Genomic DNA, 13,463 nt, shown 5'->3' with positions numbered 1-13,463 from the left:
CGTAGGGGGCTGTAGATCCATGAGCAGTACCAGCAATACGACCACCATCAGCACGGTCGGCCCGCCGAGCAGGCGCAACACCGAACTGGCGCTGCTGGTCTTCGCGGTGATCGTCCCGGTCTTCGCCTACGCCAACGCGGGCCTGGCCCTCAGCGACGAGCTGCCCTCGGGCATGCTCAGCTACGGCCTGGGCCTCGGCCTGCTCGCCGGAGTCGGCCACCTGGTGGTGCGTAAGTTCGCCCCGTACGCCGACCCGCTGCTGCTGCCGATCGCGACCCTGCTCAACGGCCTCGGCCTGGTGGTCATCTGGCGTCTCGACCAGTCCCGGCGGCTCGCCCAGCGCGCCGAGAACATCGGACAGGTCTTCTCGGCCGCGGCCCCCAATCAGCTGATCTACTCGGCGATGGCCGTGGCGCTGTTCGTGGGCGTGGTGATCTTCCTCAAGGATCACCGGATCCTCCAGCGCTACACCTACATCTCCATGATCGTCGCGCTGATCCTGCTGATCCTCCCGGTCTTCTTCCCGCCCGTCTTCGGCGCCCGGATCTGGGTCAGGGTCGGCAGCTTCTCCATCCAGCCCGCCGAGTTCGCGAAGATCATCATCGCCGTGTTCTTCTCCGGCTACCTGATGGTCAAGCGGGACGCGCTGGCCCTGGCCAGCCGCCGCTTCATGGGCCTGTACCTGCCGCGCGGCCGTGACCTGGGCCCGATCCTCGTCGTATGGGCGATGAGCATCCTCATCCTCGTCTTCGAGACCGACCTGGGCACCTCGCTGCTGTTCTTCGGCATGTTCGTGGTCATGCTGTACGTGGCCACCGAGCGCACCAGCTGGATCGTCTTCGGGATGCTGATGTCGGCCGTCGGCGCGGTCGGCGTGGCGTCCTTCGAGCCGCACGTCAAGGTCCGTGTGATGGCGTGGCTGCACCCCTTCGCCGTCTACGACAACCCCCGGCCCAGCTGGGCCACCACCGACCAGATCGCTCAGGCCCTGATGTCCTTCGGCTCGGGCGGCGTCTTCGGCACCGGCCTCGGCCAGGGCGCCTCCGACCTCATCGGCTTCGCCGCCAACTCCGACTTCATCCTCGCCACCGTCGGCGAGGAGCTGGGCCTGGCCGGCACCATGGCGATCCTGCTGCTGTACGGCCTGATCGTGGAGCGCGGCGTACGCACCGCCCTCGCCGCCCGCGACCCGTTCGGCAAGCTGCTGGCCATCGGCCTGTCCGCGGCCTTCGCCATCCAGGTCTTCGTCGTCGCCGGCGGTGTGATGGGCCTGATCCCGCTGACCGGTATGACCATGCCGTTCGTCGCCTACGGCGGATCGTCCGTCCTCGCCAACTGGGCGCTCATCGCGATCCTCATCAGGATCAGCGACACCGCCCGGCGCCCGGCGCCGGCCCCCGCCCCGTCCACCGACGCCGAGATGACCCAGGTGGTCCGACCGTGAACAAGCCCCTGCGCCGAATCGCGATCTTCTGCGGCCTCCTCGTCTTCGCCCTGCTGCTGCGGGACAACTGGATCCAGTACGTCCAGGCCGACGAGCTCAAGAACCACAAGAAGAACCACCGCGTCGACATCGCCCGCTACAGCCAGCCGCGCGGCAACATCATCGTCGACGGCCGGTCGATCACCGGGTCCGCCGAGACCAACGGCATCGACTACAAGTACAAGCGGACCTACAAGAACGGCGAGATGTGGGCGCCGGTCACCGGCTACGCCTCGCAGGTCTACGGCACCAACCAGATCGAGAACCTCGAGGACGGCATCCTCACCGGCAACGACGACCGGCTCTTCTTCAACCGCACCATCGACATGCTCACCGGCAAGGAGCAAAAGGGCGGCGACGTCATCACCACCCTGAACGCCAAGGCACAGGAAGCGGCGTTCAAGGGTCTGGGCAACAAGAAGGGCGCCGTCGCCGCGCTCGACCCGCGCACCGGCAAGATCCTCGCGCTGGCCAGCACCCCCAGCTACGACCCGTCCACCATCGCCGGGGCCGGTAAGAAGGACGAGGCCGCCTGGAAGGCGCTCGACAAGAAGAACAACCCGGACGAGCCGATGCTCAACCGGGCGCTGCGTCAGACCTACCCGCCCGGCTCGACCTTCAAGGTCCTCACCGCGGCCGCGGCGCTGGAGAACGGCAAGTACGAGAACATCGACGACCCCACCGACTCGCCGGTGCCGTGGAAACTGCCGCTCTCCACCCAGAACCTGAAGAACGAGGGCAATATCCAGTGCAAGAACGTCAGCCTCAGGGAAGCCCTCCGCATCTCCTGCAACACCGTCTTCGGCAAGCTCGGTAACGACCTCGGCAAGGAGAAGATGCTCGAGCAGGCCAAGAAGTTCGGCTTCAACGAGGAGATCTTCACCCCCGTCCGCGCCGACGCGAGCATCTACCCCGAGGACATGGACCGGCCCTCCAACGCCCTGTCCTCCATCGGCCAGTTCGACACCCGCGCCACCCCGCTCCAGATGGCCATGATCGCCGCGGCGATCGCCAACGACGGCGACCTGAAGAAGCCGTACATGGTCGACAAGCTCCGCGCCGCGAACCTCAACACCATCGAGCAGACCGAGCCCGAGACGATGAGCAACCCGGTCTCCGAAGACACCGCCCGCAAGCTCCAGGACATGATGGAGACGGTCGTGAAGTCCGGCACCGGAACCGCCGCCCAGATCCCGGGCGTCACGGTCGGTGGCAAGACGGGTACCGCCCAGCACGGCGTCGCCAACAGCAAGAACCCCTACGCGTGGTTCATCTCCTACGCCAAGGGCAAGGACGGCTCCTCGCCCGTCGCGGTCGCGGTCGTCATCGAGGGCTCCGACACCGTCCGCGACGACATCGCCGGCGGCAAGCTCGCCGCGCCGATCGCCAAGGACGTGATGAAGGCGGTACTCGACAGCCAGAAGTGACCCCGGTCACGTCTTGATGCCGATCCCGCACGTCGTCGTACCGGTCACGTATCAAGTAGCGACCGAGGCCGGGTCCGGCGCGGCGTCCCGGGTACGGTATGCCCGAGCAGCACACCGCCGGGCCCCCACGGGTGCGGCCGGGAATGACGGAAGAGGGCTGGAGTAGCTATGGAAGAGCCGCGTCGCCTCGGCGGCCGGTATGAGCTGGGCTCTGTGCTCGGCCGCGGTGGCATGGCCGAGGTCTACCTCGCCCACGACACCCGCCTCGGCCGCACTGTCGCCGTGAAGACGCTCCGGGTGGATCTGGCCCGTGACCCGTCCTTCCAGGCCCGGTTCCGCCGAGAGGCCCAGTCGGCCGCCTCGCTCAACCATCCCGCGATCGTCGCGGTCTACGACACCGGCGAGGACTACGTCGACGGCGTCTCGATCCCGTACATCGTGATGGAGTACGTCGACGGGTCCACCCTGCGGGAGCTGCTGCACTCCGGCAGAAAGCTGCTCCCCGAGCGGTCCATGGAGATGACCACCGGGATTCTCCAGGCCCTGGAGTACTCGCACCGCAACGGCATCGTCCACCGTGACATCAAGCCGGCGAACGTGATGCTCACCAGAAGCGGCCAGGTCAAGGTGATGGACTTCGGCATCGCCCGGGCCATGGGCGACGCCGGCATGACCATGACCCAGACCGCCGCCGTCATCGGCACCGCCCAGTACCTCTCCCCCGAGCAGGCCAAGGGCGAGACCGTCGACGCGCGCAGCGACCTCTACTCCACCGGCTGTCTGCTGTACGAGCTGCTGACCGTGCGTCCGCCGTTCATCGGCGACTCCCCGGTGGCCGTCGCATACCAGCACGTACGGGAGGAACCGCAGCCGCCGAGCACGTTTGATCCGGAGATCACCCCGGAGATGGACGCGATCGTCCTGCGGGCCCTGGTCAAGGATCCGGACTACCGCTACCAGTCGGCCGACGAGATGCGCGCCGACATCGAGGCGGCCCTGGAGGGCCAGCCGGTCGCCGCCACCGCCGCGCTGGGCGCGGTCGGCTACGGCGGCGAGGACCAGCCCACCACCATGCTGCGGTCGCAGGACGCCGGCGCGCCGACCTCGATGCTGCCGCCGGTGCGCGACGACGACGGGGGCTTCGGCTACGACGAGCGCCCCGACCGCAGGCGCGGGCCCGAGAAGAAGAGCAACCTCTCGACGATCCTGCTGGTCCTGGCCGGAATCCTGGTGCTGGTCGGAGCGATCTTCATCGGGAAAGCGATCTTCAGCGGCAACGGGGGCGGCGACAACGTCGATGTGCCGCGCCTGGCCGGTATGACACTCAACGAAGCCAAGGACGCCGCCAACAACGGCAACTTCAAGGTCGAGGTGGTCGGCAGCCCCATCTTCTGCGAAGAGAAGAAAGACAGGGTCTGCAAGCAGAGCGTGCAGCCGGGCGACAAGGCCATCAAGCGCGACGGCACGATCGAGCTGACCATGTCCAAGGGCCCCAAGCCGGCCGAGAAGGTCGAGGTCCCGGACGTCATCAACGTGCAGTTCGAGAGCGCCGAGAGGCAGCTCAAGGCCAAGGGCTTCGAGGTCACCAAGAAGACCGAGGAGTCCGACCAGACCCCCGGCAAGGTCACGGCCCAGGACCCCGAGGGTGGCAGGAAGGTCCCGCGGGGCACCGAGATCACCCTGACCGTCGCCCGGGAGCAGTCGAAGATCGTCGTCCCCGATGTGACCACCCAGAAGCTCGAGGACGCCAAGTCGACGCTCGAGGGCAAGGGCCTCCAGGTGCAGACCACGGAGGTCGAGAACGCAAGCGTCGAGGCGGGGACGGTCATCAGCCAGAACCCCGAGGGCAACTCGGAGGTCCTGCCCAACTCGATCGTCACCCTGACCGTCGCCAAGGCGCCCGCCCAGCAGGACAACGTCGCGGTGCCCCAGGTGCGCGGCCTGAAGCTCAAGGACGCCAAGAAGGCCATCGAGGGCGCCGGTCTCACCGTCGGCAACGTCACCGGATCGCAGGACGACAACGCCACGGTGGTCTTCTCCGACCCGCAGGAAGGCTCTCAGGTGGCCAAGGGGCAGATCGTCAACCTGACCGCTATCCAGGGGCAGGGCGACAACGGGGGCGGTGACAACGGCGGGAACGGCAACGGCGGCATCCCGTTCGGCGGCCCGTCCGGCGGACCCTCCACATAGCGCGTCCGCGCAGCGCGGCAGCAGTCACGACGTAGCAGTCACGACAGCGAGAAGCCCCGGCGCCCGGGAATCGGGCGCCGGGGCTTCTCGCTGCTCCGTCTGCCGGACCGGCGTCAGCCGGACCAGGCGCGCGCGGTCAGCGCAGCTCCTTGGGGGGCGTGCGGTCCGCGTCGACCTTCTCCGTACGCTCCAGTTCGCCCCAGACGATGTAGCGGTGGAGCGAGGTGTAGACCGGCGTGCACGTGGAGAGCGTGATGTAGCGGCCCGTCTTCGTCCTCCCCGACTCCTTCGGGACCGGGCTGAGCACCCGCACGTTGTACTTCGAGGTCTCGGGCAGCTCCGCGTAGACCTTGTAGATGTACCAGGTGTCCCGGGTCTCGAAGACGATCGGATCGCCCTTGTGCAGCTTGTCGATGTTGTGGAACTTGGCGCCGTGCCCGTCCCGGTGCGCCGCCAGGGTGAAGTTCCCCTTCTTGTCCCACGGCATCCCCGACTTCACCGGCTTGGTGTAGTAGCCCGCCACGCCGTCGTTGAGCGTCTCCGTCGCGGTGCCCTTCTTCACCAGCACCTCGCCGTTGTGCATCGCCGGCACATGCAGAAAGCCGATGCCGTCCTTGGTGTCGAGCTTGCCGGGCCCCTGCTCCTGCTGCTGCGCCCACTGCCTGCGCACCCGGTCGCCCTGCTTCTTCGCCTCACGGTCGGCCAGCACATTCGTCCACCACAGCGAGTAGACGACGAAGAGGGCGAGGAGCACCCCCGCGGTGATCAGCAGCTCGCCCAGGATGCCGACGGCCGCGGCTATCCGCCCGCGGGGGCGGCGCTGCCTCGCGGCCTCGGCGGGGTGCTCGTCCCGCTGCTCGTCTTGGTCGGTCCGTGCCACCGCGTCGTACCTCTTTTCCCGGTCTTCCGGGTCTTTCTGGCTGCCCGGTCTTGCTGAGTTCCCGGCCGTGCTCGCTCACTGGACCAACGCGTCAGGCTTGCCCTTGCTCCGCGGCCGCTCGTCGACCATCTTGCCCCAGACGATCATGCGGTATTTGCTGGTGAACTCGGGGGTGCAGGTCGTCAGGGTGATGTAGCGGCCCGGCTTCGTGAAGCCTGAGCCAGGCGGCACCGGACCGATCACCCCCGTGTTCGAGGGCGGGGTCTGCGGCAGGATGCTGGTCATCTCGTAGGTGAAGTACGCGCTCTGCGTCTCCACGACGATCTTGTCGCCGGGCTTGAGATTGTTGATGTACCGGAACGGCTCGCCGTGGGTGTTGCGGTGCCCGGCCAGCGCGAAGTTGCCCTTCTTGTCCCAGGGCATGGCGGTCTTCAGCTTGCCCTCGTTGTAGTGGCCGACCATGCCGTGGTCGAGGACCTTCAGCTTGCTGATCCCCTCGGCGATCGGGGCCTTGACGTCCAGCTTGGGGATGTAGAGGAGCGCGAACCCCTCGCCGGGCGAGAACGTGCCCGGATCGCGGTTCCCGGCGCCGTCCCGGTCCCACTTCTTCTGGAGGCTGTCGGCGGCGCTGTTCGCCTGCTGGTGAGCCCGGATGTTGGTCCACCACAGCTGGTACGTCACGAAGAGCAGCATCAGCACGCCGACGGTGATGAACAGCTCACCGACGAGACGGCTCACGACGACGGCGGGGCTGTCCTTGCGCGCCCGGGCGGCGCGCTTGGCCTCCATACGGGTACGGGGCGCGGCCGCCGTCGTCCGCGGCCCGCTCCCGGCCTCGGCGGCGGTACTCGTAGCGCTGTCGCCCTTGCCGCCCGCTCCGCCGCGCGCGCGGGCCCCTCCTCTGCCGCCGCCGCGCCTGGCCGCCGCCTGCGCTGCCCGCCGACGGGCGGCCCGGCCCCCGGACGGCGGGTCCTGCGGGCCGGCCGCGGCGCCCGGCTCGCCCCCGCCGTCGCCGGACCTCGGGCCGCCGGATTCCGCCCCGCCCGTCTCCGCCGGGGCGGGGGGCGCCTGGACCTGCCGCAGCAGCACCGTCTGGTCGTCGCCCTGGAGAGGCTGGACCGCGCGCAGCGCCACGGTCTCGTCGTCGGCCGCCGGAGCCCGCCGTCGGCCGGAACCCACCGTCGGAACCGTCGGAACCGTCGGAGCCTCCGGAGCCTCCGCCGCGGGCACCGGCGACAGCACGGCCGTCGCCTCCGGATCGGCGGGCCCGGCGGGTGGCGCGGGGGCGCGGCGGTGACGGGCCCGGGACGGGCCTCCAGGGGGCCCCTCGGAGGCCGGGGCGGGTCCTGGCACAGGCGAGGCCGTATGCCCCGCCACAGGCCCGGCAGCGGCCGTTCTGGCGGCTCCCGTCACGGGCCCCGTGGTGGGTCCTGGTGCGGCCCCTGCGCCGGGCCGTCTGTCGGGCCCCGTGGCGCGCCGTGGGTTCGGCCGTGCGTCCGGCCCTGTGGCGGGCCCCGTAGCGGGCCCTGGTGTGGACCCTGTTGTGGACCCGGCCACAGGTCCCGGGGCGGGCCCGGTCACGATCCCCGGCACCAGCCCCGGCGAGGGTCTCGGCAGCGGGTCGGTCAGGGGGTCGTCCAGCCCCTCCACAGCCGCCGCGAACGCGTCCGTCCCCCCATAGGCATCGTCATAGGCGTCGTGCGGCCCGCTCGGCTCGTACGACGCGTAGGGGTCGGGCTCCTGGGCGCCTTGGGGCGCGCCCTCGCGCTCGGGGCGCAGTGCGGTCACTCGCCGGCCTTGCCGCCGACCGTCCCCACCACGGGGGCCAGGCCCGCCGACCGTCCCACCGCCCCCGTGTCGCCGCACTCCTCGAGCCAGTTGGCGAGCATGCGGTGACCCCATTCGGTGAGCACCGACTCGGGATGGAACTGCACGCCCTCGACGCGCAGCCGACGGTGGCGCAGCCCCATCGCGATGCCCGTCTCCGTCCAGGCCGTGATCTCCAACTCGTCCGGGACGGTGTCCCGTTCGACGGCCAGCGAGTGGTAGCGGGTGGCGGTGAAGGGCGACGGCAGGCCGCGGAAGACCCCCGCGCCCTGGTGCGTCACGAGCGAGGTCTTGCCGTGCAGCAGCTCGGGAGCGCGCCCGACGACCCCGCCGTACGCGACGGCCATGGACTGCATCCCCAGGCAGACGCCGAAGACCGGCACTCCGGTGTCCGCGCAGTGCCGCACCATGTCGACGCAGACGCCCGCCTCTTCGGGGGTGCCGGGGCCCGGGGAGAGCAGGACGCCGTCGAAGCCGTCCTGGGCGTGGCCCAGGGCCACTTCGTCGTTGCGCAGCACCTCGCACTCGGCGCCGAGCTGGTAGAGGTACTGGACCAGGTTGAAGACGAAGCTGTCGTAGTTGTCGACGACCAGGATGCGTGCGCTCACCGGGGACCCGCCATTCCCTCGTCAACCGTCACGTCGCCGAACGGAAGCAGGGGCTCCGCCCACGGGAAGACGTACTGGAAGAGCACGAAGACGATCGCCAGCACCAGGACGAGCGAAATCAGCGCCCGCACCCATGCGTTACCCGGCAGATGCCGCCAGATCCAGCCGTACATGCCATCCCTACCCACGACGAAGAAGTCGACTGCACCAGAGTAAGGGGCCGGGCCTGGGGCCGGTGGGTCAGTGGAGCAAAGCTTCCGGCTTGCCTTCGGTCACTGGACGGGTGGCGTCCAGATGTGCCCATGCGATCAGCCGGTGGCTGTGCCCCCACTCCGGCTCACAGGTGGTGAGGGTCAGATAGCGGCCCGGGCCCCGGAATCCGGACTTGCGCGGCACCGGGTCGATCACGCCGATGTCGGTGGGCAGCGTGCGGTAGGGCCGCTGGTCGATGCGGTACGTGTACCAGGTCGTGCCGTCGGTCAGCACCACGGCGTCGCCGGGGCGCAGCCGGGGGAAGTCCTTGAACGGGTCGCCATAGGTGCGGCGGTGCCCGGCGACGGCGAAGTTGCCCCGGGCGCCGAGGCGGGCGGTGCGCGCGTAGTGGCCCAGGCCCTTCTTCAGGGTGTCGGTCGCGGTGCCCTCGAGGACCGGCTTGACCCAGTCGGTGCCGAAGCGCGGGATGTACATGATCGCGAAGGAGGAGCCGTCCCGGTACGGGGGCGGCTCGGCCCGGCCCTGCGCCGCCGTCGCCGCGCCGCCGACGGGGCCGGTCGCCCATCGGTCCTGAAGCCGGTCGATCTCCCCGTCCATCGCGCGGTCGGCGCGGACCCCGGTCCAGTACAGGATGTAGACGACGAAGAGGACGATCACGGTGCCGACGGTGAGGCACACCTCGCTGAGCGTCCTGATGACCAGTCGCACCCTCATCGGCCGCACACCTGTCCGTGTTCGCGGCGTTTGCCGCGCTTGCTGCGCTTGCCGGGTTTCCCGGGTTCAGCTCACTGGGGCTGGGCGTAGTGCAGGTCCACTGTGCCGGAGTAGCCGGGCAGAGTCACGCGGTCGTGCTGGGCGACTTTCCAGCCGAGCCCGTACGCCTCGACGTAGCTGCGGTAGTTCTGGATGGCGGGGGAGGCGGTCAGCGCGGCGCGCAGCTTGCCCCGGTCGCCGACGGCGGTGATCGTGTACGGCGGCGAGTAGACCCGGCCCTGGAGGATCAGGGTGTTGCCGACGCAGCGCACCGCGCTGGTCGAGATCAGCCGCTGGTCCATGACCTTGATCCCCCGGGCGCCGCCCTGCCACAGCGCGTTGACCACGGCCTGGAGGTCCTGCTGGTGGATGACGAGGTCGTTGGGCTGCGGCTCGGGCACTCCGGGGATCTTCGCCGTGGCGTTCGGCGGGGCGTCGGTGAGGGTGACGGAGAGCCCCGTTCCGGTGAGCTTCTCGGTGCCCGCGGCCCGCTCAAGCGCCGCGAGCTCGCGGCGCTCGGCGTCGGTGGCGCCGTTGTCGCGGCGGGCGAGGGCGTCGACCCGCGAGCGCAGCTGGGCGGCGCCGTCGTCGAGCTGGGCGTTCTTGCGGCTGCGCTCCTGGATCAGGTCGGACAGCCGCAGCATGGACTCGTCGCTGCGGAGATTGGTGCCCTGGGCGGTGTTGAAGCTGGTCCAGAAGATCAGTCCGGCGAGCGCGAAGACCGCGGCGGTCAGCAGACGGACGGGGCGGAAGGCGGGGCGGCGGGGGCCCGGGGTGGGGGTGCCGGCGGAATTGCTCAACGTACCCTTACTCCTTACGACGCCGCGGAAGGACTACGCTAACTGACGCCCACAAGGGAAGGGCGTGGTCCCCCGGCCGGTCCCGACCCGGCGCCGTCCGTACCAATCCGCGCGGTTACGCAGCGCATCGACAGGAGAGTTCCTCGTGCCGAAGTCACGGATCCGCAAGAAGGACGACTTCACGCCGCCGCCGGCGAAGCAGGCCACTAGCATCAGCCTGAACAGCGGCCGCCGCTGGGTGGCTCCGCTGATGCTGGCGATGTTCCTCATCGGCCTCGCCTGGATCGTGATGTTCTATGTGACCACCGGGGACATGCCTGTCGAATCCCTGGGCAACTGGAACATCGTGGTCGGCTTCGGCTTCATCGCCGCCGGGTTCGTGGTCTCCACCCAGTGGAAGTAGGATCGGCTCTCCGATCCTCCGCACCCTGGTCGTCCACAGAGTTATCCACAGCCGGGGAAAACTCAGAAGATCTGTGGATAACTTCCGCCGCATTGACGCCGGTGTGATCGGCCGAGCACTTCCGTTCGATCGTTGACACCGGCTTCTGCCTGCGAAAACGCAGATGAGTGCGGACCCGCACTGATGTTCTCCACAGCTTGCACAAGATCGGCCGCTCGCTGTGGACAACTGTGCTGCGGATATCCCGGAGGCCAACCCGTGCACCGGCCCGCGCACCGGCAGGCCAGCCCGCCGGTGGACCGGCCGGTCAGCCGGTCAGCTCCATCGTGCGCACCCACACCATCGCGACGATCACGAGCAGCGCCAGCACACAGGTGCCCTGCTGCACCAGCGCGCGCTTCTCGCGCGGCGCGTGCACCATCCCGTACGCCACCACCGTGCCGACCACCAGCCCGCCCACATGGGCCTGCCAGGAGATGTTGGCCCAGGTGAAGGTGAAGAGCAGGTTCAGCACGAGCAGCGCGATGACCGGCCGCATGTCGTACCGGAGGCGGCGCATCAGGACCGCCGTCGCGCCCAGCAGGCCGAAGATCGCACCGGAGGCGCCCAGCGAGGGCTGGTTCTGCGCCGCGAGCAGATATGACAGCGCGCTGCCGCCCAGCCCGGCCAGCAGATACACCGTGAGATAGCGGGCCCGGCCGAGCGCCGCCTCCAGCGGCCCGCCGAGCCACCACAGCGACAGCATGTTGAAGGCGATGTGGATGGGCTGCTGGTGCAGGAAGACCGAGGTGAGCAGCCGGTACCACTGACCCTCGGCGACGCCCACCAGGCTGTTGGTGCCCGGGTCGTACGCCCGGCCCACCAGATCGAGGGCGTTGACGAAGTGGTCGCCGACCGCGAGCGCCATGAACCACACGGCGAGGTTGATCCCGATGAGGATCTTGGTGAGCAGCCGCGGATCGGAGGTGAGGGCGCCGCCCGCTATCGTGCGCGGCCTGGCATCCCGCACCGTATGCCCCGCCGGAGCGGGACCAGCGGAGGAGCCCTGTCCACCGCCGCGCACACAATCCGGGCACTGGAAACCGACCGAGGCGCTGATCATGCACTCCGGGCAGATCGGCCGCTCACAGCGGACACAGCTTATGCCGGTCTCCCGCTGCGGGTGCCGATAGCAGCAGACCGCCTGGTCCTCCATCGTCTCCCCTTGCCCTGCACTCCATGCTCGCACCGGGCCCACGCGCCCGCCTGCCTGCCGTCAAGACGGACAGGCGGGGCGCGAAGTTCCCGTCGCCGGGTCCTGTGCGGCCCGGAACCGAACCGTACGAGGTCAGCCCTCGCGGGTCTCCACGACGACCGACTCGATGACGACGTCGTTGAGCGGCCGGTCGGTCCGCGGGTTGGTCGAGGTGCCCACGATCGCGTCCACAACCTTCTGGCTCGCCTCGTCGACGACCTCACCGAAGATGGTGTGCTTGCCGGTCAGCCACGTGGTGGGCGCGACGGTGATGAAGAACTGCGAGCCGTTGGTCCCCGGGCCGGCGTTGGCCATCGCCAGCAGGTACGGCTTGTTGAACGACAGGTCCGGGTGGAACTCGTCGGCGAACTCATAGCCGGGGCCACCGGTGCCGTTCCCCAGCGGGTCACCGCCCTGGATCATGAAGCCGCTGATGACGCGGTGGAAGACGGTGCCGTCGTACAGCTTCTCCTTGGCCCGCTTACCGGTCGCCGGGTGGGTCCACTCACGGGTGCCCTCGGCGAGCTCCACGAAGTTCTTGACCGTCTTCGGGGCGTGGTTCGGCAGCAGCCGGACCACGATGTCGCCATTGTTCGTCTTCAGGGTGGCGTAGAGCTGCTCAGCCACGATCTACCTTCCATAGGTTTCACTGCGGTCCCCCGATCCTCGCACGGACGCCGGACGGACGCGTACCCGCCGAAGCCGCGCGCGGCGCACGCGATTCATGCCGCCTCGGACGGGAACCCGTACCTGCCCCGGACGGGAAGCCGCACGTGCCCGGGTCGCCCGTGTGCCCCGGATGCCCGACCACGCGTGCCCGGCGCCCCGCGAACCGGCATGATCTTCATAATGACCAGAACACCATATAAAACACTTTAAGGACAGAACGCCTCACGACCGCAGCACCGCCACCGAGGAGGAGGATCCCGTGACCCGCATGGACAGCGTGCGAGCCGCGACCGGCACCGCCAAGGGCAGCTTCCTGCACGCCGCGGAGGCGGTGGCACCCTACGCCGGCACGGCCAAGGGCACCGCCGCGCGCTACGCGCACACGGCCCGCGTACAGCTGGCGCCGAAGGTTACGCACGCCGCACACCACGCCCGCCACACCGCCGGCGTCCAGTACCACGTGCACATCGCACCGCGGCTGACCCAGGCCCGCGGCACCCTGCCCCGAGGGGTCGACGCCGCCGCCACCCGCGCCACCGTCCGCACCCGCAGGGCGGCACGCCGGGCCGCCCGGTACACCGCGCCGCGCGTCCGGCTCGTGATCGCCGGGGTGCGCACCGCCGCCGGGCCGATGCGCGAGGAGGCCCTCATCCGGAGCGCCGCGGCCCTCGCCGCCCTGCACGGGAGCGTCACCGCGGCCGACATCAACAGAGTCGCCAAGCGGCACCGCCGCAGGGCGCGCACCGGCCGCATCGCCAAGCGCGCGATCTTCGCCGGCCTCGTGGGCGCCGTTGCCCTCGCCGCGTGGAAGTGGTGGGACAGGCAGGCCAACCCCGACTGGCTGGTCGAGCCCCCGGCGGCGACCGAGGTGGGCGGGCGCGAACCGCTGACGTCGGTGGACGGCAGCGACCAGTCCGCGCTCGACCCCGAGGCGCAGGCCAAGCAGGCGGACGAGAAGAAGGAGCGCTGAACCGGG

13 protein-coding genes are annotated in these 13,463 nt (G+C 69.7%); 5 read left to right on the top strand and 8 right to left on the bottom strand.

Annotation, left to right across the window (positions count from 1 at the left end):
* Window positions 1-19 precede the first annotated feature (19 nt).
* From ABTY62_RS19485 to pknB, 3 genes are all read left to right on the top strand, one after another.
* Window positions 20-1,444: an FtsW/RodA/SpoVE family cell cycle protein gene (locus ABTY62_RS19485; RefSeq protein WP_352130646.1), complete on the top strand. Its 1,425-nt coding sequence runs from the start codon at window positions 20-22 to the stop codon at window positions 1,442-1,444.
* The gene (locus ABTY62_RS19480) at window positions 1,441-2,910 is read left to right on the top strand and encodes a peptidoglycan D,D-transpeptidase FtsI family protein (protein ID WP_352130645.1); all 1,470 of its coding nucleotides are present in this window, start codon (window positions 1,441-1,443) and stop codon (window positions 2,908-2,910) included. Before ABTY62_RS19485 ends, ABTY62_RS19480 begins: the two co-directional genes overlap by 4 nt.
* Before the next feature lie 168 nt (window positions 2,911-3,078).
* Complete coding sequence (pknB, locus tag ABTY62_RS19475) at window positions 3,079-5,100, top strand: Stk1 family PASTA domain-containing Ser/Thr kinase (RefSeq protein WP_352130644.1); 2,022 nt, start codon at window positions 3,079-3,081, stop codon at window positions 5,098-5,100.
* Between the two features lie 136 nt (window positions 5,101-5,236).
* Here the strand turns inward: pknB and ABTY62_RS19470 are convergent, their stop codons facing one another.
* The 6 genes from ABTY62_RS19470 to ABTY62_RS19445 form a co-directional block, all read right to left on the bottom strand.
* Window positions 5,237-5,980 carry a class E sortase gene (locus ABTY62_RS19470; protein WP_352130643.1) on the bottom strand — a complete coding sequence of 248 codons (744 nt, stop codon included), beginning with the start codon at window positions 5,978-5,980 and terminating at the stop codon, window positions 5,237-5,239.
* Window positions 5,981-6,055: 75 nt separating this feature from the next.
* Window positions 6,056-7,768, bottom strand: coding sequence for a class E sortase (locus tag ABTY62_RS19465; protein WP_502997483.1), 1,713 nt, complete (start codon window positions 7,766-7,768; stop codon window positions 6,056-6,058).
* On the bottom strand, window positions 7,765-8,415 hold the full coding sequence (locus ABTY62_RS19460) for an aminodeoxychorismate/anthranilate synthase component II (protein ID WP_311725973.1): 651 nt from the start codon (window positions 8,413-8,415) through the stop codon (window positions 7,765-7,767). Before ABTY62_RS19460 ends, ABTY62_RS19465 begins: the two co-directional genes overlap by 4 nt.
* Window positions 8,412-8,603 carry a hypothetical protein gene (locus ABTY62_RS19455; protein WP_352130763.1) on the bottom strand — a complete coding sequence of 64 codons (192 nt, stop codon included), beginning with the start codon at window positions 8,601-8,603 and terminating at the stop codon, window positions 8,412-8,414. The genes ABTY62_RS19460 and ABTY62_RS19455 overlap by 4 nt, the downstream gene beginning before the upstream one ends.
* 52 nt (window positions 8,604-8,655) lie before the next feature.
* Window positions 8,656-9,342, bottom strand: coding sequence for a class E sortase (locus tag ABTY62_RS19450; protein ID WP_352130642.1), 687 nt, complete (start codon window positions 9,340-9,342; stop codon window positions 8,656-8,658).
* A gap of 71 nt (window positions 9,343-9,413) precedes the next feature.
* Window positions 9,414-10,181 (bottom strand): DUF881 domain-containing protein, encoded by a 768-nt coding sequence (locus ABTY62_RS19445; RefSeq protein WP_311725975.1) that lies wholly within the window; start codon window positions 10,179-10,181, stop codon window positions 9,414-9,416.
* 145 nt (window positions 10,182-10,326) lie between these two features.
* Here ABTY62_RS19445 and crgA point away from each other — a divergent pair, with 145 nt between their 5' ends.
* Window positions 10,327-10,584 (top strand): cell division protein CrgA, encoded by a 258-nt coding sequence (crgA, locus tag ABTY62_RS19440; protein WP_311725976.1) that lies wholly within the window; start codon window positions 10,327-10,329, stop codon window positions 10,582-10,584.
* Between the two features lie 307 nt (window positions 10,585-10,891).
* On the opposite strand, the gene ABTY62_RS19435 is transcribed toward crgA, so the two are convergent.
* Both ABTY62_RS19435 and ABTY62_RS19430 read right to left on the bottom strand, forming a co-directional pair.
* Window positions 10,892-11,779: a rhomboid family intramembrane serine protease gene (locus ABTY62_RS19435; RefSeq protein ID WP_502997482.1), complete on the bottom strand. Its 888-nt coding sequence runs from the start codon at window positions 11,777-11,779 to the stop codon at window positions 10,892-10,894.
* A gap of 132 nt (window positions 11,780-11,911) precedes the next feature.
* A complete protein-coding gene (locus tag ABTY62_RS19430; protein ID WP_352130640.1) occupies window positions 11,912-12,445 on the bottom strand; it encodes a peptidylprolyl isomerase in 534 nt (177 codons plus the stop codon).
* 301 nt (window positions 12,446-12,746) lie between these two features.
* Here ABTY62_RS19430 and ABTY62_RS19425 point away from each other — a divergent pair, with 301 nt between their 5' ends.
* Entirely contained in the window at window positions 12,747-13,457 is a 711-nt protein-coding gene (locus tag ABTY62_RS19425; RefSeq protein ID WP_352130639.1) for a DUF5324 family protein, read from the top strand.
* Window positions 13,458-13,463: the final 6 nt, after the last annotated feature.

The organism is Streptomyces sp. NPDC097640, from assembly GCF_040302705.1.
GTDB lineage: Bacteria > Actinomycetota > Actinomycetes > Streptomycetales > Streptomycetaceae > Streptomyces.
This window is presented reverse-complemented; position numbering and strand designations above follow the sequence as displayed.